General features: G+C 70.0%; 20 protein-coding genes and 1 pseudogene. 12 read left to right on the forward strand and 9 right to left on the reverse strand.

All coding sequences use genetic code 11. The annotated features are described in order from the left end of the window. Nucleotides 1–24: 24 nt before the first annotated feature. Complete coding sequence (locus KUM49_RS44610; RefSeq protein WP_217242684.1) at nucleotides 25–483, reverse strand: pyridoxamine 5'-phosphate oxidase family protein; 459 nt, start codon at nucleotides 481–483, stop codon at nucleotides 25–27. A 76-nt stretch (nucleotides 484–559) separates the two neighbouring features. On the opposite strand from KUM49_RS44610, the gene KUM49_RS44615 reads away from it, so the two are divergent. Next, on the forward strand, nucleotides 560–1,222 hold the full coding sequence (locus KUM49_RS44615; protein WP_217242685.1) for a 1,4-alpha-glucan branching protein: 663 nt from the start codon (nucleotides 560–562) through the stop codon (nucleotides 1,220–1,222). A gap of 7 nt (nucleotides 1,223–1,229) precedes the next feature. Here KUM49_RS44615 and KUM49_RS44620 read toward each other — a convergent pair whose 3' ends face one another. Then, nucleotides 1,230–1,937, reverse strand: a complete 708-nt coding sequence (locus KUM49_RS44620; protein WP_217242686.1) for a dienelactone hydrolase family protein — start codon at nucleotides 1,935–1,937, stop codon at nucleotides 1,230–1,232. Between the two features lie 169 nt (nucleotides 1,938–2,106). Here KUM49_RS44620 and KUM49_RS44625 point away from each other — a divergent pair, with 169 nt between their 5' ends. Both KUM49_RS44625 and KUM49_RS44630 read left to right on the forward strand, forming a co-directional pair. Further along, entirely contained in the window at nucleotides 2,107–2,517 is a 411-nt protein-coding gene (locus KUM49_RS44625; protein ID WP_217242687.1) for a VOC family protein, read from the forward strand. Between the two features lie 24 nt (nucleotides 2,518–2,541). Continuing rightward, the gene (locus tag KUM49_RS44630; RefSeq protein ID WP_217242688.1) at nucleotides 2,542–3,612 is read left to right on the forward strand and encodes an adenosine deaminase; all 1,071 of its coding nucleotides are present in this window, start codon (nucleotides 2,542–2,544) and stop codon (nucleotides 3,610–3,612) included. Here KUM49_RS44630 and KUM49_RS44635 read toward each other — a convergent pair. Further along, complete coding sequence (locus tag KUM49_RS44635; RefSeq protein WP_217242689.1) at nucleotides 3,594–4,109, reverse strand: DUF664 domain-containing protein; 516 nt, start codon at nucleotides 4,107–4,109, stop codon at nucleotides 3,594–3,596. The two genes, KUM49_RS44630 and KUM49_RS44635, sit on opposite strands and share 19 nt — an antisense overlap. A gap of 28 nt (nucleotides 4,110–4,137) precedes the next feature. Continuing rightward, complete coding sequence (locus KUM49_RS44640; protein ID WP_217242690.1) at nucleotides 4,138–5,022, reverse strand: LysR substrate-binding domain-containing protein; 885 nt, start codon at nucleotides 5,020–5,022, stop codon at nucleotides 4,138–4,140. A gap of 126 nt (nucleotides 5,023–5,148) precedes the next feature. Here KUM49_RS44640 and mgrA point away from each other — a divergent pair, with 126 nt between their 5' ends. Next, nucleotides 5,149–6,141: an L-glyceraldehyde 3-phosphate reductase gene (gene mgrA / locus KUM49_RS44645; RefSeq protein WP_217242692.1), complete on the forward strand. Its 993-nt coding sequence runs from the start codon at nucleotides 5,149–5,151 to the stop codon at nucleotides 6,139–6,141. Here mgrA and KUM49_RS44650 read toward each other — a convergent pair. Together KUM49_RS44650 and KUM49_RS44655 are read right to left on the reverse strand one after the other, a co-directional pair. Further along, a complete protein-coding gene (locus KUM49_RS44650; protein ID WP_217242693.1) occupies nucleotides 6,131–6,418 on the reverse strand; it encodes a DUF1905 domain-containing protein in 288 nt (95 codons plus the stop codon). The two genes, mgrA and KUM49_RS44650, sit on opposite strands and share 11 nt — an antisense overlap. A gap of 95 nt (nucleotides 6,419–6,513) precedes the next feature. Continuing rightward, nucleotides 6,514–6,882: pseudogene (locus KUM49_RS44655) on the reverse strand (nuclear transport factor 2 family protein); the annotation flags it as partial. Between the two features lie 334 nt (nucleotides 6,883–7,216). Between KUM49_RS44655 and KUM49_RS44660 the strand changes: the two are divergent. From KUM49_RS44660 to KUM49_RS44685, 6 genes are all read left to right on the forward strand, one after another. Next, nucleotides 7,217–7,627 (forward strand): hypothetical protein, encoded by a 411-nt coding sequence (locus tag KUM49_RS44660; RefSeq protein ID WP_217242694.1) that lies wholly within the window; start codon nucleotides 7,217–7,219, stop codon nucleotides 7,625–7,627. Between the two features lie 46 nt (nucleotides 7,628–7,673). Beyond that, nucleotides 7,674–10,013 (forward strand): FHA domain-containing protein, encoded by a 2,340-nt coding sequence (locus KUM49_RS44665; RefSeq protein ID WP_217242695.1) that lies wholly within the window; start codon nucleotides 7,674–7,676, stop codon nucleotides 10,011–10,013. 9 nt (nucleotides 10,014–10,022) lie between these two features. Next, nucleotides 10,023–10,568 (forward strand): hypothetical protein, encoded by a 546-nt coding sequence (locus KUM49_RS44670; protein WP_217242696.1) that lies wholly within the window; start codon nucleotides 10,023–10,025, stop codon nucleotides 10,566–10,568. Next, entirely contained in the window at nucleotides 10,558–11,547 is a 990-nt protein-coding gene (locus tag KUM49_RS44675; protein WP_217242697.1) for a serine/threonine-protein kinase, read from the forward strand. The genes KUM49_RS44670 and KUM49_RS44675 overlap by 11 nt, the downstream gene beginning before the upstream one ends. Before the next feature lie 151 nt (nucleotides 11,548–11,698). Continuing rightward, nucleotides 11,699–14,719, forward strand: a complete 3,021-nt coding sequence (locus KUM49_RS44680) for a CHAT domain-containing protein (RefSeq protein WP_217242698.1) — start codon at nucleotides 11,699–11,701, stop codon at nucleotides 14,717–14,719. Nucleotides 14,720–14,754: 35 nt separating this feature from the next. Then, nucleotides 14,755–15,087 (forward strand): CU044_2847 family protein, encoded by a 333-nt coding sequence (locus tag KUM49_RS44685; RefSeq protein ID WP_217242699.1) that lies wholly within the window; start codon nucleotides 14,755–14,757, stop codon nucleotides 15,085–15,087. 32 nt (nucleotides 15,088–15,119) lie between these two features. Here the strand turns inward: KUM49_RS44685 and KUM49_RS44690 are convergent, their stop codons facing one another. After that, nucleotides 15,120–16,340, reverse strand: a complete 1,221-nt coding sequence (locus KUM49_RS44690) for a streptophobe family protein (protein WP_254402752.1) — start codon at nucleotides 16,338–16,340, stop codon at nucleotides 15,120–15,122. A gap of 231 nt (nucleotides 16,341–16,571) precedes the next feature. Between KUM49_RS44690 and KUM49_RS44695 the strand changes: the two genes are divergently transcribed. Continuing rightward, nucleotides 16,572–17,726: a DUF6777 domain-containing protein gene (locus tag KUM49_RS44695; protein WP_217242701.1), complete on the forward strand. Its 1,155-nt coding sequence runs from the start codon at nucleotides 16,572–16,574 to the stop codon at nucleotides 17,724–17,726. Nucleotides 17,727–17,856: 130 nt separating this feature from the next. Then, on the forward strand, nucleotides 17,857–18,312 hold the full coding sequence (locus KUM49_RS44700) for an ATP-binding protein (protein WP_217242702.1): 456 nt from the start codon (nucleotides 17,857–17,859) through the stop codon (nucleotides 18,310–18,312). A 105-nt stretch (nucleotides 18,313–18,417) separates the two neighbouring features. Here KUM49_RS44700 and KUM49_RS44705 read toward each other — a convergent pair whose 3' ends face one another. Both KUM49_RS44705 and KUM49_RS44710 read right to left on the reverse strand, forming a co-directional pair. After that, a complete protein-coding gene (locus tag KUM49_RS44705; RefSeq protein ID WP_217242703.1) occupies nucleotides 18,418–19,308 on the reverse strand; it encodes an RNA polymerase sigma factor SigF in 891 nt (296 codons plus the stop codon). 278 nt (nucleotides 19,309–19,586) lie between these two features. Further along, complete coding sequence (locus KUM49_RS44710; protein ID WP_217242704.1) at nucleotides 19,587–20,360, reverse strand: class I SAM-dependent methyltransferase; 774 nt, start codon at nucleotides 20,358–20,360, stop codon at nucleotides 19,587–19,589. Nucleotides 20,361–20,393: the final 33 nt, after the last annotated feature.

The following is a 20,393-nucleotide window of genomic DNA, read 5'->3' on the forward strand; positions in this document are numbered from 1 at the left end:
CTTCGGGTGCAGCTCAGTCCCGCCTCAGACCACCCACACCCCATCGCGCATCAAATACCGCCCGCGCATCTCGTGCTCCCCGTGCCAGGCCTGCACGGCGCGCGGCCGGACTCGGAAGAAGGCGTACGACGCGCTGTCCTGCCTCGGATCCCAGCCCGTCTTCGCCACGAACGCGCCGACCGCCGATTCCGGCACGGCCCACCCCTCGAACGTCCGCACCTCCCCGTCGAGCAGCACGACGTCCTGGGTGTCCCCGAACGCGAGCCGGGCCCGGCCGCCGTCGCGCAGATTGCGGCCCGTGGGGCTGGTCAGCCGCGTGCACATCCACGCGGCGTCCCCGTCCCACATGAACCACAGCGGCACCAGGCACGGCAGCCCGTCGGTGTCGGCCGTGGCCACCCAGACGTCCAACTCCCCTTCCAGGCGGGCCAGTACGTCCTGCTTGCGCTGCTCGGCGGTGCGGGCCGGCTCGGTGATCTTCATAAAGGGGACGCTACCCCCCGGGCGCCGATGCGACAGTGTGAAGGCCCGCATCGATCACGGAAAGGGAGCTGCCGGAATGGCCGTCATCCACCACACCACCCTGAAGCCGACCAAGCTCGAACTGCTCACCGCCTGGCTGCCCACCCGCCCCTGGTACTCCGGAGGCCCGGGCGAACCGGAACTGGCGAAGGCCGGCGGCTTCCGGCTGGACGATCCGGCGGGTGAGGTCGGCATCGAGTTCATGGCCGTCACCGACACGTCCGGCGCCCAGCCGGCCACCTACCTGGTGCCGCTGACCTATCGCGGGGCCCCGTCGGACGGGGCGGAGCACGCCCTCGTCGGCACCATGGAGCACGGAGTGCTGGGACACCGCTGGGCCTACGACGGCTGCCACGACCCCGTGCTGGTGGCCGAGTTGCTCGCCCTGATCGAGGGCCGCGCGGAGGCCCAGGCCCAGAGCGTCAACCACACCCCCGACCGGGACGTCACCCGCTCCTACGGGGGCGAGGCGCCCGCCCCTTCCGCCGCTCTCACGGTCACCGACGACGAAGAGGGCACCCGGCTGTCCCTCCCGCAGGGTGCGACGCTCCGCCTGCACCGTGTCCTGCGCCCGGCGCCCGGCGGCGCGCCCCTCCTGCCGCAGGGCGCGATCGGCCACGTCGCCGCCCCGTGGAGCGCGCCGGACGGCGCACGCGCAGAGGGACTGTTCGCCGTCCTGCGCCCCGGTTCCGCGACCTAGGGCCGGTTCAGCCCAACTGCTCGTGCAGGAAGGGCACGGTGCTCTGCCAGGCGCGGGCGGCCGACTCGGCGTGGTGAACCGGGCGGCCGTCGTTGAAGAACGCGTGGCCGGCCGGGTAGTGGCGGAAGTCGGGGACGATCCCCGACTCCTGCTGAATGGCGTCGGCCAGCCGCTCGACCGTCTCGGCCGGGATGCTCTCGTCGAGTTCGCCGAAGTGACCCAGGATCTGCGCCTTGAGCCCCGAGAAGTCGGGCATCTCCCCCTGGATGACGCCGTAGAACGGCACGGCGGCGCTCACTCGCGGGTCGGCAGCGGCCAGGTACAGCACGAAGCCGCCGCCCATGCAGAAGCCGACCGCGCCGACGGTGTCCGAGGTGACCTCGGGCAGCGACAGCAGGTGGTCGACGGCGCCGGAGAGCAGTTCGACACCGCGGGGGACGGGGAGGGCCTGCATCATCCGTAGGGCCTCCTGGCTCTCGTGGGCCACGTTGCCGCCGTAGAGGTCGGGGGCGAGGGCGACGAAACCCTCCCGTGCGAGCCGGTCGGCCACGTCGGCGATGTGGTCGGTCAGGCCCCACCACTCCTGGATGACGATGACTCCCGGTCCGCGCCCGGAGGGCGGCAGCGCCAGGTAGCCGTGCGCGGTGGTCCCGCCACTGGGGAAGGTGACGTTCTGACGGGCCGGGGCACCGGTCGACTTCGGCAGTTCGGTCATGGCACTCGACTCCTGTACGGCAGTACGTGGTGGGGGCGCGGCCCCCGGACGTGATCTCCACCCTGTCACGCAGGCGACGGCCTCCCTCACGGCCCCCTCCGGACGGACTGGCGCACAACAAGTTTTACGTATAACCTCTCCCGTCAATCACCCCTCCCGGAAGGCCCCGATGAGACGCATCGCCCTGGTCACCCTCGTCGTCGACGACTACGACGAGGCGGTCCGCTTCTACACCGAGGCCCTCGGTTTCCGGCTCGTCGAGGACACCCCGCGCCCCGACGGCTCCCGCTGGGTCGTCGTACGGCCGAGCGCGGAGCCGGGTTCCGATCTGCTGCTGGCCCGCGCGAAGGGCGACTCGCAGCAGAGCCGGGTGGGCGACCAGACCGGCGGGCGCGTCGGCTTCTTCCTGCACACCGACGACTTCGCCCGCGACCACGCCCGCATGCTCGCCGCGGGCGTGACCTTCCTGGAGGAGCCGCGCCACGAGCCGTACGGCTCGGTCGCCGTCTTCCAGGACCTGTACGGAAACCGCTGGGACCTGCTCCAGCCGGCCACCGACCTCCAGCCCGCCACCGACTGAGAACCACTGCCGAGGAACACGCACATGACCGCGCCCCGCATCGACACCGAAACCCTCCGCCGGCTGCCCAAGGCCGTGCTGCACGATCACCTCGACGGCGGTCTGCGCCCCGCCACCGTGGTGGAGCTCGCGGACGCGGTCGGCCACACCCTGCCGACCACCGACCCCGACGCCCTCGCCGCCTGGTACTTCGAGGCCGCCAACTCCGGTGACCTGGTCCGCTACATAGCCACCTTCGAGCACACCCTCGCCGTGATGCAGTCCCGCGAGGGCCTGTTGCGCACCGCCGAGGAGTACGTCCTCGACCTGGCCGCGGACGGGGTCGTCTACGCCGAGGTGCGCTACGCCCCCGAGCTGATGGTCAACGGCGGGCTGGCCCTGCCCGAGGTCGTCGAGTCCGTCCAGGAGGGCCTGGCCGCGGGCATGGCGAAGGCGGCGGCCGCGGGCACCCCGGTGCGGGTCGGCACCCTGCTGTGCGGCATGCGGATGTTCGACCGCACCAAGGAGACCGCCGACCTGGCCGTCGCCTTCCGCCACGCGGGCGTCGTCGGCTTCGACATCGCCGGCGCCGAGGACGGCTTCCCGCCCGCCGACCACCTGGCCGCGTTCGAGCACCTGCGCCGCGAGAACGTGCCCTTCACCATCCACGCCGGCGAGGCGCACGGCCTGCCCAGCATCCACCAGGCCCTTCAGGTGTGCGGCGCCCAGCGCATCGGCCACGGCGTCCGCATCACCGACGACATCGTGGACGGCAAGCTCGGCCGACTGGCCGGCTGGGTGCGCGACCGCCGTATCGCCCTGGAGATGTGCCCGACGTCCAACCTCCAGACCGGCGCGGCCACCTCGATCGCCGAGCACCCGATCACCGAGCTGAAGGACCTGGGCTTCCGCGTCACCCTCAACACCGACAACCGTCTGGTGTCGGGCACGACGATGACCCGCGAGATGTCCCTGCTGGTCCAGGAGGCCGGCTGGAGCGTCGAGGACCTGCGCACGGTCACGGTGAACGCCCTGAAGAGCGCGTTCGTCCCGTTCGACGAGCGCCGGGCCCTGATCGAGGACGTCGTGCTGCCGGGCTACGCGTCCGCGCTCTGAAGCAGCCCGCGGACGTAGGCGGCCTGTCCGACGTGCTGGAGATCGTCGGACAGGACGCTGACCAGGCGTACGGCCAGGGTGACCGGCGGATCCCAGCGCTCGTCCACGACGCGCTCGAAGTCCTTGGCGGTCAGCCCGCGCACGTACCCGAGGGTCCGTTCGTGCACGGCGTCGTAGTAGCCGGTCAGCAGGTCGCCGGAGTCGACCCGCACCTTGGCGACCTTCGCCGAACTGTGCCCGTAGCCGGTGTCCCGGCCAGGGAGGTCGAGTCCGAAGCGCTTCTCCCAGCCCTGTGACAACCAGACCTGGTCGAGCCCTGAGGCGTCGGCCACATGGTCGTCCTGGACCCGGGTGAGATGCCAGACCAGCCACGCGAGGGAGTTCGCGCCGGCGGCGGGACGGGCGTTCAGGTCGTCCGGGCCGAGGCCCTCGACCGCGGCATGGACCTCTTCCTGGATGCGGCTGTACGCGTCGATGAGAATGTCCTTGGCATGCATACGGTCCACCATCGCGCACCAGCGTCCGTCACGCGCCCTCTGTCCCCAGAAGCGTCATCAGCGCCCGCGCCGCCGGGCTGGCCGCCTCCGGGGGCGGCAGCAGCGCGACCGTCTCGTACGCCGCCTCGTCGGTGCCCTTCAGCGGGAGAGCGGTCAGTGCCTCCCGCTTGTGCCGGAAATGCCGCGGCACGACGGCGATGCCGAGGTTCTCGTCCACCAGGTCGAGCAGGCTGTGCACGTCGTTCACCTCCAGCGCGACCGTCCGCCGTACGCCGGCCGCGGCGAACGCGGCGTCGGTGATGCGGCGCGGCCCCCAGTCGGGGTGGAAGTCGACGAAGACCTCGCCGCCGATCTCGTCCGGCGTCACCGCCGCGCCGCCGGTCGCGAGCCGGTGGCCGGCATGGCACAGCACGGTCATCGGCTCACTGGTCAGCGGTACGGAACGCAGCTGGTCGGAGTCCGCCTGCGTCCGGACCGCGAACGCCAGGTCGAGCCGGCCGGCGGCGACCTCCTCGGCGAGGGCGCCCGCGCCCGCCTGCCGCAACCGGATCTCCACGTCCGGGTGAAGCCGCCGGAACGCGGCCAGCAGCCTCGCCACGTGCACGCCCGCGATGCACTGCTCGGTGCCCAGTGCCAGCGTGCCACGCAGCACGCCCTGCACGGCGGCGACGGCCTCGTGCGCCGAGCGCACCTGCGCCAGGATCCGCTCGGCCTCACCCAGCAGCGCCCGCCCGGCCTCGGTGAGCGTCACCCGCCGCGTGGTGCGGACGAACAGAGGGGTCCCCAGCTCCCGCTCCAGGGCGCGAATGGAGGCGGACAGGCCGGACTGGGACACCAGCAGCCGTTCGGCGGCCCGGGTGAAATGCTGGTCCTCGGCGACCGCCACGAAGTGCTGAAGATGGCGCAGTTCCATGATTGAGAAGCTTATCCGCTGAATTCCATCGGATTCTCCTGTTGGACCACTGCCCCAGGTCGCGAAAGAGTGGGCACCGGTTCTCAGGGAACCTGGTTCCACCGTGCCAACCCTTCTGGAGTCGCGTTGTACACCGCACACCCCGACCGCTACGCGGACATGCCCTACCGGCGCACCGGACGCAGCGGCCTGAAGCTGCCCGCGCTGTCGCTCGGCCTGTGGCACAACTTCGGCCCGGACCGCTCGGTGGAGACCCAGCGCGCGATCCTGCGCCGCGGCTTCGATCTCGGCATCACCCACTTCGACCTGGCCAACAACTACGGCCCGCCCCCCGGCGCCGCCGAGTCCGCCTTCGGCGAGGCACTGAAGGACGACTTCGCGCCGTACCGCGACGAGCTGGTCATCTCCACCAAGGCCGGCTACCTGATGTGGCCCGGCCCGTACGGCGAGTGGGGTTCGCGCAAGTACGTCCTGTCCTCGCTCGACCAGAGCCTGAAGCGGATGGGCCTCGACTACGTCGACATCTTCTACTCGCACCGCCCCGACCCGGAGACTCCCCTCGAAGAGACGATGGGCGCCCTGCACTCGGCGGTCCAGCAGGGCAAGGCGCTCTACGTCGGCCTCTCCAACTACTCCGCGGAGCAGACCCGGGAGGCCGCCCGCATCCTGGGCGAGCTGGGCACCCCCCTGCTCATCCACCAGCCCCGCTACTCGATGCTCGACCGCCGCCCCGAGGACGAGGGTCTGCTGGACGCGCTGGACGAGCTCCAGGTCGGCTCCATCGTCTTCTCCCCGCTGGAGCAGGGCCTGCTGACCGGCCGCTACCTCGACGGCATCCCCGAGGGCTCGCGGGCGGCCAGTGACAGCCCCTTCCTGAACTCTGACGCGGTGACCGAGGACCTGGTGGGCCGGCTGCGCGACCTGGACGACATCGCCAAGTCCCGCGGGCAGACCCTGGCCCAGCTGGCGCTGGCCTGGGTGCTGCGCGGCGGCCGGGTGACCTCCGCCCTGGTCGGCGCGAGCAGCGCTCAGCAGCTGGAGGACAGCGTCGGCGCCCTCGGCAACCTGGACTTCGACGCGGACGAGCTGGCCCGGATCGACGCGGTGATCAAGCCGTAATCCGCTCCTCGAGCCGCACGGTCACGGTGTCGCCCTCCTCCTTCCCGATCGCCTTGCGCACCTCGGCCTTCACGGGCAGCTTGTGGGTGCCGTCGCCCAGGGCCATGAAGGAGCTGCGGAAGGGGTGCCCGTCGATCGTGCCGCGCACCTTGACCAGTCCTCGGGTGCCGAAGAACGCGACGGAGTCGGGCCACAGGAGATAGGTCCAGCCGCCCTCCTGCGGGCTCTTGCGCAGGACGGCGGTGAATTCGGTGTCCAGTTTCGCGGTCGTACCCATGATGTTCTCTCCGCTCCCGGTGGTTTCTTCTCAGGGAGACCGCCGGGAGCGGGAGAACTCATCGCCGGACCGGTCCTCAGTCTCCCGCGGGTATCCATCCGGTCCAGGAAGCCGAGCACGGTCCTGATCCGCCCGTCGGTGTCCAGCGTGATCACGCCGGAGCCGGCCACGGGCGCCGAGCCGTCGCTCTCGTTCACGAGCTCCCAGGAGAAGCGTGCCGTGTGGTGGCGGCCGTCCACCGTGCCGGTGAGCCGGAAGGTGAAGCCCGGGAACTGCGCGTGCGTCGCCGCGATGACGGCCGCGATCCGTTCGTGGCCGTCGACATCGCTGAACGGGTCGGTGTAGGTGCCGTCCGCGGCCCAGGCGGCCGCGACCGCCGTGACCCGGGCCTCGGTCTCCCGGGCGTTCCAGGCCTCGAAATAGCGGGCGACGGCGCTGCCGTACCGGTCGGTGTTCGCGGGCATGGGCGATCAGCCTCCATCGAGGTCGTTTCCGCTGGTCGGAACCGGGGTCCGCGTGTCGGCGACCCGGTACCGCAACCATGCCCCGACCGCGGCGGACGGTCGATTGCCCCCCAGGTGATGACGGCATCGCCATGTACTCGCCATTTTTCGGCCATGAAGGGCCGTGAATATGCCAGGAGACTGGCCAAAAAGTCGTGGTGACAGTGTTTCAGTAGTGAACATACTCGACTGTTAGGACTTCACATCCAGCGAAGCCCCAGTCACGCACAGCACATGAGCCGCAGGGAAAGCGAGGCCCGGCCGACAGGCTAGCGAAGCAGCGGGGGAGTGGATCGTGCACGACGAATTCCTGTGCCATGTCACGGGGTACGGCACTTGCGGCGGCCGACGCGTCGGCGTGCCCCTCGGAACCTACCGGGCCCCCACCCTCGCGCTCGCCCTGTGGTGGCTGCGCGACCGCGCCGCCTGGATCGCCGAGCGCCTCGACCCCCAGCCGGAGGCCGACCACTTACCGGCCGGCGCGCTCGTCCCGGTCGCCGCCACGGTGCCCGACGTGCCCGCCGTGCTCCGGAACTGGTGCAGGGATCCGGCCCAACAGGAGCGGGTGGCCGACGAGTTGGCCGCGGGGCGGCTGGTGCGGATCGCCGCCAGCGACGACACCACCGAGTACGAGCTGCTGGCGGAGTCCGTGGACGCCCTGCGCATGCAGCGCACCGCCTCCATGCTGTTCACGCCCGTGGCCTGACGGGCGACGCCGGGCGCGGATCGGTACCAATCGGTAGAATTCAGGTATGGCGAAGCGGCCGGTGGCACCCACGGCGCCCGAACTCGTGGTGGAGACCGAAACCGGCTCCACGGTGATGAGTCCGGGCCACGACTACCACGTCGGCCGCGATCCGTTGTGCGACATCGTCATCGACGATGCCCGGGTCTCGTGGCACCACGCGGTGCTGCGGCCCGAGGCCGACCACTGGACCCTCGAGGACGAGAACAGCACCAACGGCACCTACGCCGACGGCCGCCGGATCCACGAGTGGGGCGTCGGCCCCGGCAGCGTCATCCGCTTCGGCAGCCCGGCCGACGGCCCGTGCGCCGTCCTCGCCGGCCTCCCGCCCCCGGAACCGGAACGCCCCTCCGCGGTCTCGATGCCCGCCCTGACCAGCACCTTCCGGCAGCCCACCACCGTACGGCCGCTGCCCACCCGCACCGTCCGCATCGGGCGCGCCGAGGACAACGACCTGGTCATCGACGACCTGGGCGTCTCCCGCCGGCACGCCGAACTGCGCGCCCTGCCGGACGGGACGTACGAGATCGTCGACCTCGGCAGCCACAACGGCACCTTCCTCAACGGCCTGGCCGTCACCCGCGCCCTCATCGGCCCCGGCGACATCGTCGGCATCGGCCACTCGGCGTTCAGCCTGGTCGGCGACCAGCTGCAGGAGTACGTCGACACCGGCGAGGTCTCCCTCGACGTGCAGGACCTCACGGTCGCCGTCGACCACGGCCGCAAGACCCTCCTCGACCACGTGTCGTTCCCGGTGGGCGAGAAGTGCCTGCTCGCCGTCGTCGGCCCGAGCGGCGCCGGGAAGTCCACGCTCCTCAACGCCCTGACCGGACAGCGCCCCGCCGACCACGGCACGGTCCTGTACGACGGCCGTGACCTCTACCGCGACTACGCCGAACTGCGCCAGCGCATCGGCCTGGTCCCGCAGGACGACATCCTGCACTCCCAGCTGACCGTCCGCAGCGCCCTGTCCTACGCCGCCGAACTGCGCTTCCCGCAGGACACCGCGAAGGCAGAGCGCCGCGCCAGGGTCGACGAGGTCATCCGGGAACTCGGCCTGGAGGAGCGGGCACGGCAGCCCGTGCACAGCCTGTCCGGCGGCCAGCGCAAGCGCGTCAGCGTGGCCCTGGAGCTGCTGACCAAGCCGTCCCTGCTGTTCCTCGACGAACCGACCTCGGGCCTGGACCCCGGCATGGACCGCTCGGTGATGCACATGCTGCGCGGTCTCGCCGACGACGGCCGCACGGTCATCGTCGTCACCCACAGCGTCCTCAGCCTCGACGTCTGCGACCGGCTCCTCGTGCTCGCGCCCGGCGGGAAGATCGCCTACTACGGCCCGCCCGAGGACGCCCTCGCCTACTTCGGCTTCACTCAGTGGCCGGAGGCCTTCGAGGCCTTCGAACGGGACCGCGACCGCGACTGGGCGGGGGAGTTCCACACCTCGCCGTCCCGGCGCCGGTACGTCCAGGACGCGAGCGCGCAGCCCCGGCGGCCCCGCGAGGGCCCCGTCCTCATCACAGCCCCGGCCAGACCGCGCAGCCGGGGCGCCCAGCTGGGCACCCTCGTGCGCCGGTACGCGGCCGCGCTCAGCGCCGACCGCACCTTCCTCGCCATCATGATCGCTCTGCCCTTCGTGATGGGCGCCATGGGCCGAGCCCTGGCCGGCAGCAAACTGACCCAGGAAACAGCCATGAACGCGCTGCTGATCCTGTGCGTCGGCGGAGTCCTCACCGGCGCGGCCAACGCCGTGCGCGAACTCGTCAAGGAACGCGTGATCTACCAGCGTGAGCGGGCCGTGGGCCTGTCCAGATCCGCGTACCTGATGTCCAAGGTCGTCGTCCTCGGCACGATCACCGTCCTGCAGGCCGTCGTACTGACCCTGGTCGCCCTGCTCGGCGTCGACCTCAACGCGCCCGGTGGCGAAGGTGTGTTGATGCCGCCCCTTGCCGAAATCACCGTCGCCGTCGCCCTGCTGGCGTTCACCGCGATGATGCTCGGCCTGCTGGTCTCCGCGATGGTGCGCAAGGAGGAGGTGACGATGCCGCTGCTCGTGCTGCTCGCCATCGTCCAAGTGGTCTTCTGCGGCGCCCTGCTGAAACTCGACGGCGTGCCCGGGCTGGAACAACTGGCGTGGCTGGTGCCCTCACGATGGGCGCTCGGCGCGATGGCCGGCACCGTCGGCCTGGCCCGGATCGTGCCCGGCGAGCTCACCGGCGATCCGCTGTTCGAGCACTCGGCCGGGGTGTGGCTGCTCAACGTGGCCATGCTGGTCGTCCTGTCGGCGGCCTTCGGATTCTTCGTCTCCCGGCTGCTGCGCCGGCACGAGCCCGCCGTGATGCGGAAGTAGCGGCGCGCGATGACAGCCCCAGGATTCCGGCCCACCCACGTCGTGCCCCAGAACGGCATGCCCGCCTGGGAGGCCCCCGACCCCGCCCGGCCCACCGTGCCCCTCGACGCGCTGCTGCCGGTCCAGCTCGCCGAGCGACGCGGCGACTGGGCGTACGTCCTGTGCGCCAACGGCTGGTCGGCCTGGGTCGACGGCCGCCACCTGGTCGCCGTACCCCAGGACCCACCGCTCGCCCACGGCCCGCTCGGCCATACCGCCGACCCCCGCCCCCTGCTCACCCGCGCCGAAAACGCCCTGGCCCGCTACCGGGCCGCGGTCGAGGAACTGACGGCCGGTGCGCTGGAGGGGGAGGCCTTTCGCGTGCGGACGCGAGGACTGCGGCTCGGGGTCGTCGTGGACGGGGAGTCGATGTGGCTCTACGACGACGAACGCGGGCGGTGGGCGTACGCGGACGGGACCCGGCTCAGCACCTACGCCACGGACGACGGGCCCCGCGCCGCCGCCGCGGATCCCGGACACGCCCCCACCCAGGTCGTGACACCTGATGGCCCATGAATCGAGCCTCTTCTCAGGGCGGCCCTCCGAGCTGATCGGCAAGCAGGTCGCCGGCTACCGCATCGAGCGCGAGATCGGACGCGGCGGCATGGCCGTCGTCTACCGCGCCCGGGACCTGCGCCTGGACCGGACCGTCGCCCTCAAGCTGCTCGCCCCCGAACTCGCCCGCAACGACACCTTCCGCCGCCGCTTCACCCACGAGTCCCACGTGGCCGCCGCGATCGACCACCCGAACATCGTGCCGGTCTTCGAGGCGGGCGAGACGGACGGCATCCTGTACATCGCGATGCGCTACGTCCCCGGCAGCGACCTGCGCCACCTCCTGGACCGCGACGGACCCCTGCCGCTCCCGACCGCGATCCGGATCGCCGCCCAGGTCGGTTCCGCGCTGGACGCGGCCCACGAGCACGGCCTGGTCCACCGGGACGTGAAGCCCGGCAACATCCTGGTGGCCCGCGGCACCGACAGCGACCACCCCGAGCACGTCTACCTCACCGACTTCGGTCTGACGAAGAAGTCCCTGTCCCTGACCGGCTTCACCACGGTCGGCCAGTTCGTCGGCACGCTCGACTACGTGGCCCCCGAGCAGATCTCCGGACGCCCCGTCGACGGCCGCTGCGACGTCTACGGCTTCGCCTGCGTCGTCTACGAGACCCTCGCGGGCCGCCCGCCCTTCCGCCGCGACGACGACATGGCCCTCCTGTGGGCCCACCAGTACGACGAACCGGCACCCCTGACCGAGGCCCGCCCCGAGCTCGCCCCCCACCTCGACACCGTCTTCGCCAAGGCCCTGGCCAAGAGCCCCGACGACCGTTACGACTCCTGCCTCACCTTCGTCGCCGCCCTGCGTGGCGCCCCGGCGGGCGGCCACCCGCCGACCGAGGTCGCCCGGGACGTCGTGGCCCCTGCACCCGACCGGCCGAAACCGCCGCCACGGTGGGCCGAACCGGTCATCGGGCAGCTGGGCCGCCAGCCCTGACCGAGTCCACCCAGGTCCTGCACCGTTCGGATCGACGTGCGAGCGGGTTGACCTCGGCTCATCATGGAGAGGTAAGCCAACCGGCCCCGCCTGTCATCAGAGATACGCGGGAGGCCTGCGACCATGCGGGTCTTCCGGGAACGGGGTGGCGATGGCCACCGTCCTGGAATTGCAGATCTGCCCACTTCATCCGGACGATTGCGAGTATGAGGTCCGGGTGGTGAAGGCGGCAGCGGGCGGAGAGCCCCGGGCCTCGATGACGCTCGACGTCGACGAGTTGCTGTCGCACCGGAGTGAGCTGGAGGACAAGGTCCTCGCCTCCGCGGCTGCGACCCGTCGGGTGGTGCCGATGAGTGAGCAGGCCGTGCAACAGGTAGGCCGTCAACTGTTCGACGCGCTGTTCGCCGGCCCGGTCTCCGGAACGTACCGAGCGAGCCTGGGCGTGGCACGGGAGCGACAGGAGCGGCTGCAGATCGTGCTGCGGATGGAGGCACCGAAGCTGGACCTGCTTCCCTGGGAGGCACTCTTCGACTCGCACGACGGGACCTATCCGTGCCGACGCTGGCCGATCGTCCGACACCTGCCCGCCTCGTACACACCCAGGCCCCTTGCTGTGGAACTGCCGCTGCGGATCCTCGTAGTGATCGCCTCGCCGCGCGGGCTCCCCATGCTGGACACCGACGCCGAACGCGAACGACTGGAGCAGGCCCTCGCGGCACAAGTCACCCACGAGGAGGTGGAGTTGGTCTGGGTGACGCAAGCGAGCTGGACAAGTTTGCAGTCCCGCCTGCTGAGTGGCCGGTGGCACGTACTCCACTTCATCGGCCACGGGTACTACGACACTCTCTCCGACGAGGGCCAGATTGCGCTCGTGAGTGAGGGCGGAGGCGGCGGCGCTCAGATGGTGGACGCTTCCAGTCTGGCGGACCTGTTGGGGGAGGCGGATCCCCCTCCACGACTGGTGGTGCTGAATTCCTGCTCGTCCGCCATGGGCGGGGTGGACGACAGGTTCTCCAGCGTGGGAGCAGCCCTCGTGCGAGGTGGTATCAGCGCGGTGGCGGCGATGCAGTTCGCGGTCAGCGACCAGGCCTCAGTGCATTTTGCCCAGGGGTTCTACACCGCATTGGCTCATGGCCGTCGCATCGACGATGCCGTCAGGAGCGGAAGAATCTCCATACTCGGTGGCAGCAAGTCCCTGGAATGGATTACTCCAGTGCTGTACGTGCGTGGCGAGGCAGACAGCCTCTTTGACGTGGCCGCATCGCCGCCCAGGCCGCAGGTCCCCGAACCTGCCGCATCGCATCCGCCGCACGTTGACCCGCAGCCATCCGTTGACCTCAACAAACGCCACGCGCAGTTGCGCACGCTTCACGCCATGGCCGGCGCACAGTTGCGCATGGGTCATCCCGGCGAAGCCATCAAGCTGCTTGACGACTTGCTCATCCTGGACCCGAAAGATGCCGACGCGGCCATGCTTCGGCAAAAGGCTGCCGACCAGCAGCAGATCGTCGAGCTCCGTCATCGAGCGACAGAGGCGGAGGAATCTGAGGACTGGCCCAGTGCGATCGACATCTATGATCAAATTCTGCAGAAACAACCGGAGGACCAGGACGCTGCCGGACGACGCAACTTCTGTCGTGATCGCCGCCGTATCACGCATCTCCAGGAAGAATTGCGCATCCACGCGGACGCGGGCCGGTGGCAGCCAGTCCTGGACGTCAGTGAAGAAATCGGCCGACTGGATCCGAGTGCCGCCGATCCTGACCGGCTGGCCACGAGGGCCCGCGAGGCGATGAAAGAGGCGCAACGGGCAGCCCAGTTGGTGCGTTTGTACGCCCAGGGTCTGGCAGCTGAGGAAGCGGGAGACTGGTCCACCGCGATCGACACCTACGAGCAGATCCTGCAGCTGGATCCGGAGTCCCGGGATGCCGCCACGCGAAGCGAGTTCTGTCGCGACCGTCGACGCATCGCTGTTCTCCGGGAAGAACTGTGCCGTCATGCGGGCGAAAACCGATGGCAGGCAGTTCTGGACGTCAGTGAAGAGATCAGTCAGTTGGACCAGGATGCCGCCGATCCCGACGGGCTGGCCACGCGGGCCCGTCAGGCGGTGAAGGAGGCGCAGCGCGCAACCCGTCTGGACCATTTGTACGTCCGAGCCCTCGCGGCCGAGGAGGTGGAAGACTGGTCCAGCGCGATAGAGATCTATGATTCCCTTTCGCGTGACGGCGATGGGTACCGAGACAGCGTAAGGCGTCGCGACCTCTGCATACAGCGTCGGAGGGACGGCGAGCCGGCGGCCGATTCCCGAGATGACTCGACTGCGCCCCCCGTTTGGTCAGTCGAGCTAGCCGCCCCTTGCGGAGCCCTTGCGTGGAACCCGAGCTGGCAGATAATAGCCGTCAATATTCGATCCGACGCACGCATTCGCCTTTACGACTTCAGTGGTGAAGAACAACTGGATTTCAGAACCGGAGACAAGTGGGGTCCTTATGCCGTCGCTTTCAGTTCGGACGGCACGCGCCTTGTCGGGAATTTCAGGCAAGGCTGCAAGATATGGGACACCCAAACCGGAGAAAAATACCGTCAGATCCGCTTCCCGGCGGGGATGACCTCGGCGGATTTCAGTCCGGACGGCACACGACTCGCTACCGGACTCTACGGCTACGCCTTTGTTTGGGATGTCGAGACGGGAAAGCAAGTGTTCCAGTCTCGTCAGCGAGCAGCAACCTCAGTTGCCTACAGCCCGGATGGCAGTCGACTGGCCATCGCTGATCAAGGTGGGCTGAGTGTATTTGACACGAGCAGCGGCCGGGAAATCGGAAAAGATCATAGAGGATTCTTGAATGCCGTGGCTTTCAGTCCGGACGGTACGTATCTCGCCACCGCCAGTGAAGACTGCGTAGTGCGCATCTGGGACGTCAGTGCTCGCGTGCGCGAGGCCTGCGAAATAGCCCACGACTACCCGGTCGGTACAGTGGATTTCTGCCCGGACGGCAACCATCTCGCCATGGGAGGTGAAGACCAGGTAGCTCGTGTGTGGGACATCTTCGACGCGGTCACGGTTTTCGAGATGACTCACGAATACCCTGTTCTGTCGGTGCGCTTCAGCCCGGACGGTGCCCGTCTTGCTACCGGCACCCTGAACGCCGTCACCGTGTGGGAATTTCAATAAACAGCAAGGGGCGCCTGGGAAAAGGGGAAGCATTCATGGGACGACTTGTCGAATTCCCTGCGGAAGACGGTGGTACCGTGCTGGTCGAGGTGAGCGGCCAGTCAGTGGGGACAGTGACCCGTGGAATTTACGGCCCGTCGATCTCCGAGCGGGCGCAGCAGACCTTCGAGGACGCAGTCCACCACGTGCAGCCCGCCATGCGGGCGATAGTTTCCCATATCCAGTCCGCAGCGCAGTCTCCCGACGAGATCCAAGTCGAGTTCGGCCTCAACATGCACGCCCAGGCAGGCGCCTTCATCGCCGCTGCCGGCGCCACCGCCAATTTCACCGTCACCCTCACCTGGCACCGGAACGGATCGCCATCCTGAGTTTGATCTTCAGGACGCCATCTCATGTGGCATCAGGGCTTCCTGGCGTTCACCGCCGCGCCCCGCCGCCGCACCGGTCTGGCCAGCAGGCCGCCGAGGAACCCGGTGACCAGCCCCCACAGCAGGGCCAGGCCGATCGCCGACCACAGCTCGGGCTTCAGGAACAGGTCTCCGCCCAGATCCCCGCCCAGGTCCCCGATGCCGAGGACCGACAGGCCGTAGTTCGCGGAGATCCGGCCGACCAGGCAGATCATCAGCACGGTCAGCGCGAGGGCGACCGCCATGTGCACGGCGTGCTGCCAGGCGCGCATCCGGGCCGGGGAGCGGGCCGCCATGACGAAGGCGGCGGCCGACAGCAGCACCGCGTTCACGACCACCAGCCACCACACCCTGCCGTCGTGCTCGGCGAGCGCGCCCAGGTTCAGGGTGGCGGTGTCCGAGGAGCGCAGCACCTCGTCGAGGACCTGCGGCATCGGCAGCCCGAAGGGTCCTTCCACCCGGCCGTTCCAGGTGGCGCCGAGGCCGATGGTGAGGGTGAGCCAGACCAGGTTCGGCATGCCGAGCAGGATCACCGCGACGGTCTCGGCCGCGTGGCCCCGCGTCGCCGCGACGACCAGGGCGATGACGATGCCCAGGGCGACGTAAGCGAGCAGCAGCAGGACCATGGCGTACGCGGCTGGCCGCACCGATGCCTGGAACCGCAGCAGCCGGGGCGGCAGCGGTGCCCCGCGCGAGACGAGAACGGCCAGCACCAGGACCCCGACCAGCCACAGCAGGCCGAAGAACAGGGTCGGCGGCACGTCCGTGGTGAAGCCGACCTTCGGCGACACGCCGAACAGGTCCCCGAGATCACCCAGCGTTTCGTCGCCGAGGGAGAGCTGGAAGGTCTGGCGGGCCGCCAGGGCGAGGCCGATCAGCGCGAGCAGCCACAGTACGGCGATCCGTGCCGCCCACCCGGCCAGCTCCCCCGCCCCCGCGACCGCCCGGTGCCGCAGCGGCCGAAGGAAGCCCGCACCGAGGACCAGCGCCCCGACGAGCGTGACGGAGAGCGGGATCACGGTGAGCCCCGCCTTCGTGTCGGCGAGCGCACCGGCGTTCCCCGACAGCTCGATCGTGCCGCCGACGGCCGCCACCACGGTCGCCGCCACCACCCGGGGGAACGCGTTGTCCGGAAGGTCCGCCGCACCGGCCGCCCACAGGCCCAGCCCGGCGACCACCACCATGGCGAGCAGCGCGGCCAGGACCGTAACCATCGCCTGCACCCAGCCGTGGCGGGCGACGACGGCCTCGTCGGAGCGGGTTCGGACACTCACGCTGCCACGCTAAACAGCACCCGGGCGGCGCGCCCGCCGGGAGGGCCGTCCGCGTCGGCTTGCGGGCAGCACGGGAGCTGAGCACACAATGGGAATGTTCCGAAGAATAAGCGGCAAAGCACCCAAAGCGCAGACAAAGACGCTGGAATCCCCCGTCGGGAAGAAGAGCTCGTGAGCGTCGAACCGCCGTCCTCCGGCCGCCCCACAGGACCCCCCTCCGGCCCGCTGTCCGGCCCCTCCCAGCCGCCCTCGGGGCCGCCCTCGCAGCCCCCCGGCAGCGGCGGGGCGCACGCGCCGGAACCGGGCCGCCCCTGGTGGCGGTCCGTCCCACGCGTTGCGGTCCTGGCCACCCTGGTGGTCGCCGCCGTGCTCCTCGCCGTCGTCTTCACCCGGCCCGACGGCGGGGGCGGCGGCTCCGCCAAGGGCGGCGAGGTCTTCCTCCAAGCCGCGGGCAAGACCGGTCCCGACCCCTTCACCGAGTCCACGGCGACCGACAGCTCCGCCCCGCCGCTCTCGGCCTCCCCGACCACCGGGTCCGCCCCCGCCAACGCGGTACGCGGCGTCGACGGCGGGGCCCCCGGCCTCTACGGCGGTACCCGCAACGTCTCCAGCTGCGACGTGGAGAAGCAGATCACCGCCCTCCAGGCGGCCCCGCCGAAGAACAGTGCGTTCGCCTCCGTCGCCGGCGTGGCCCCCTCCGAGGTCCCCGCCTACCTGCGCTCTCTCACGCCCCTGCAACTGCGCATGGACACCCGCGTCACCAACCACGGCTACCGCGACGGATCCGCCACCAGCTACCAGGCCGTCCTGCAGTCCGGCACCGCCGTCCTCGTCGACAACCGCGGAGTGCCCCGGGTCCGCTGCGCCTGCGGCAACCCGCTCACCCCGCCCGTCGCCCAGCAGACCGCGCCCCGGCACACCGGCGACTCCTGGCCGTCGTACAACCCGTCGAACGTGGTCGTGGTCGCGCCCGCCGCGCAGGTCGTCAACGTCTTCGTGATCTACGACCCCGACCGCGGCGACTGGTTCGCCCGGCACCGCGGCGACACCGGCGGCAAGGACAAGAAGACCGACCCGCCCACCCACCGTCCGACCCCCTCGGTGAGCCTGTCCACGCCGACGTCACCCGACTCCTCGTCGCCGCACACCTCCACCGCCCCGTCTTCGCCGAGCTCCGAGTCCGCGCCCTCCTCCCCGGCCACCCTCGACCCGGATCCGAGCAAGCCGGAGTCATCCGTTTCCTCGCCGCCACAGCCCCCGCTGGCGCCCGACACGACGCCACAGTCCGAGTCCATCGAGTTGCCCCCGGCGTCCCCCGAGTCGTGAGGCCGTGAGGCCGGGCTGTTCGGTCAGGCGTAAGCGCCGTCACGGCGAATCGGGGACTGGGGTGCGCGGCTCGGGGTACGAGGACTGGTGCAGCAGCGTCCGGCCAGTCCGGCTTCCGAGAGAGAAACGCATGATCGAGCATCTGGACGGGGCAGTGATACCGACTGGTTTCGACGTGCCCGTGGAACCGCTACGGCGGGCGGCGCACTACACGGGCGAACCGGGATGCATAGCGGAGGCGAGGTCCTTCGCCGCGGCGTTCCTCGAGCAGCTCAGGACCGAATGGTGCGCCGACGTGGCGAACCGGGCCGAGGACGCGGTGCTCCTGGTGGTGAGCGAACTGGTCACCAACGCCGACCGGCACAGCAACGGGCCGTACATCCTGGAGCTGGAGGGCACGGACGCCGAGGTGGCGGTGATCGTCTACGACAGCAGCGCCGCCCTGCCCCGGCGTTTCCCCAAGGATCCCGAGCGCATCGGCTGCCACGGCCTGGAGATCGTCCACGTGCTGGCGGCCGACCTCGCCGTCGAACGGGTTCCGGTCGGCAAGCGCGTACGCGCCGTCGTGGGCATCGGCGGAGAGTGAATCCTCGATCCGCGATCAGCCCGGTCGATCGATGTTCCTGTGCCCGGTCGCGGGTGCCGCCCCGTACTTGCATCTGGGGCGGCACCCGCTCTCGGTCTGTCCGGATCAGGCGCAGCCCAGCTCGCCCAGCATGCCCTCGCGCAGGCGCAGGATGATCCGCTTGATCAGCCGCGACACGTGCATCTGGGAGCAGCCGAGGCGTTCGCCGATCTCCGCCTGCGTGGCCTCCTCCACGAACCGCATATGGATGATCTGACGGTCGCGCTCGCTCAGTTCGGCCATGAGCGGGATCAGCGACTGGAAGTCCTCCACCAGCCGCAGGCCGTTTTCCTCCACGCCGATGAAGTCGGCGAGAACGGCCTCGCCGCCCTCGGGACCGTCGCCCGTGAGCGCGGCGTCCAGAGAAGAGGAGTTGTAGCCGTTGGAGGCGATCTGCGCCTCGACGACCTCGTTCTCGGAGATGTTCATCAGCGTGGCGAGCTCAGCCACGGTCGGCTCGCGGTCGAGACGGCTGGCGAGCTCCTCACGGGCCTTGGCCAGCTCCACACGCAGCTCCTGGAGCCTGCGCGGCACATGGACCGCCCAGGTGGTGTCACGGAAGAACCGCTTGATCTCACCCACGATGTAGGGGAGGGCGAACGAGGTGAACTCGACCTCGCGCGTGAGGTCGAAACGGTCGATGGCCTTGATCAGGCCGATCATGCCGGTCTGGACGATGTCCTCCATGTCGTCGCCGCGACCGCGGAACCGGCCGGCCGCGAAACGCACCAGGGACATGTTCATCTCGATGAGCGTGTTGCGCGCGTACTGGTACTCGTGGGTGCCTTCCTCGAGTTCCGTCAGGCGCTGGAAGAACTGACGGGACAGCTCTCGCGCATCACGCGGAGCCACGGTCCGCGGATTCTCGACTCCCGGCAGCGGTCCGTCACCCGTCGTCCGGGTCCTGGCGGTCTCTTCGACGACCTGTGCCTCCGACCGGATCACGGCGGTGTCCATTACCTCTCCCACGAAAGTCACGGCTCGACGTCTGCCTCTTCGGCCTCGGTTGCCATTGGGTCTGGATACGAGTATCGGGCTGCGAGTACCCACACAGCGGCGACGTATGCACGCCGGCCGCCGAGCGGTTCCTCGTCGTAGCGCGTACCCGGACTGTGACGACACATGCTTCTTCTGTGGCGCCGCGGCGGAAATTCGGTGGCGAGGCGCGTCGCGGACGCCGATACATGCCGGTATGGGCTACTTGGCGGCATCGGGATCGAGGAGTGTGGCGCCGCTCAGGTACGGGTGGCGACGATCAGCTCGTGCAGGTAACGCTTGGTGACGCTGCCGCCGTGCCGGTTCTCGATCAGTTCCCGGATGCAGGCGAGCAGCCCTTCCCGGGACGCCTCGTCGAGCGCCCGGTGGCCCGAATACGTGAGCAGTACGTCGATGTACTGGTCGGCGCTGTACGTGATGTCCTGGAGGTGCCGGGTCGCCACGACGTTCTCGAAGCGCCCGCCCCGCTCCAGCTCGCCGGTGTCGCCGGCGATGTCCGACTGGTCCTGCAGACGCAGCCCCGGGGGAGTGGCCGGATCCCAGCGTTCGTAGCAGCGCTGGGCCTGTGCGAAGAAGTCCGTGCTGCCGCCCGCCACATGTTCGGTGGTGACGACCGCGAGCCGGCCTCCGGGGCGCAGCGCGTCCGCCGGCTTCCGTACGCGCAGGGCCGGGTCGAGCCAGTGGAACGCGGTGGCGCAGACCACCAGGTCGTACGGCTCACGCGGCAGCCGCCACTGGTCGAAGTCCGCCACCTCCACGTCCACCAGGGGAAACCCCTGGAGCCGCCGTCGGGCCACGGCCGCCATGGCGGGCCCCAGCTCCACGGCCGTGATCCGGCAGCCGAACCCGGCGAGCGGAACAGTGAGTTGGCCGGTCCCCGGAGCCACCTCCAGGACCCGGCTGCCCGGTCCGAGGCCCGCGACCCGCGCCAACTCGTCCACCAGGGCTCGGGGATAGCGGGGACGCGCCCGGTCGTACAACTCCGCGACCTCGTTGAACGTGTCCCGCAGCACTCGCCCACGCCCTTTCGCCGTCGCGATTCCACC

The sequence above is a fragment of the Streptomyces sp. AC555_RSS877 genome (genome assembly GCF_019049245.1).
In the GTDB taxonomy this organism is placed as follows: domain Bacteria; phylum Actinomycetota; class Actinomycetes; order Streptomycetales; family Streptomycetaceae; genus Streptomyces.

Bases quoted from the DNA above. Each gene is read 5' to 3' on its own strand.
- KUM49_RS44650 (WP_217242693.1), bottom strand. From the start codon at position 6,418: ATGGGTACGACCGCGAAACTGGACACCGAATTCACCGCCGTCCTGCGC.
- KUM49_RS44665 (WP_217242695.1), top strand. From the start codon at position 7,674: ATGGCGAAGCGGCCGGTGGCACCCACGGCGCCCGAACTCGTGGTGGAG.
- KUM49_RS44635 (WP_217242689.1), bottom strand. From the start codon at position 4,109: ATGCATGCCAAGGACATTCTCATCGACGCGTACAGCCGCATCCAGGAA.
- KUM49_RS44625 (WP_217242687.1), top strand. From the start codon at position 2,107: ATGAGACGCATCGCCCTGGTCACCCTCGTCGTCGACGACTACGACGAG.
- KUM49_RS44630 (WP_217242688.1), top strand. From the start codon at position 2,542: ATGACCGCGCCCCGCATCGACACCGAAACCCTCCGCCGGCTGCCCAAG.
- KUM49_RS44685 (WP_217242699.1), top strand. From the start codon at position 14,755: ATGGGACGACTTGTCGAATTCCCTGCGGAAGACGGTGGTACCGTGCTG.
- KUM49_RS44670 (WP_217242696.1), top strand. From the start codon at position 10,023: ATGACAGCCCCAGGATTCCGGCCCACCCACGTCGTGCCCCAGAACGGC.
- KUM49_RS44700 (WP_217242702.1), top strand. From the start codon at position 17,857: ATGATCGAGCATCTGGACGGGGCAGTGATACCGACTGGTTTCGACGTG.
- KUM49_RS44705 (WP_217242703.1), bottom strand. From the start codon at position 19,308: ATGGACACCGCCGTGATCCGGTCGGAGGCACAGGTCGTCGAAGAGACC.
- KUM49_RS44610 (WP_217242684.1), bottom strand. From the start codon at position 483: ATGAAGATCACCGAGCCGGCCCGCACCGCCGAGCAGCGCAAGCAGGAC.
- KUM49_RS44690 (WP_254402752.1), bottom strand. From the start codon at position 16,340: ATGGTTACGGTCCTGGCCGCGCTGCTCGCCATGGTGGTGGTCGCCGGG.
- KUM49_RS44640 (WP_217242690.1), bottom strand. From the start codon at position 5,022: ATGGAACTGCGCCATCTTCAGCACTTCGTGGCGGTCGCCGAGGACCAG.
- KUM49_RS44615 (WP_217242685.1), top strand. From the start codon at position 560: ATGGCCGTCATCCACCACACCACCCTGAAGCCGACCAAGCTCGAACTG.
- KUM49_RS44675 (WP_217242697.1), top strand. From the start codon at position 10,558: ATGGCCCATGAATCGAGCCTCTTCTCAGGGCGGCCCTCCGAGCTGATC.
- KUM49_RS44680 (WP_217242698.1), top strand. From the start codon at position 11,699: ATGGCCACCGTCCTGGAATTGCAGATCTGCCCACTTCATCCGGACGAT.
- KUM49_RS44620 (WP_217242686.1), bottom strand. From the start codon at position 1,937: ATGACCGAACTGCCGAAGTCGACCGGTGCCCCGGCCCGTCAGAACGTC.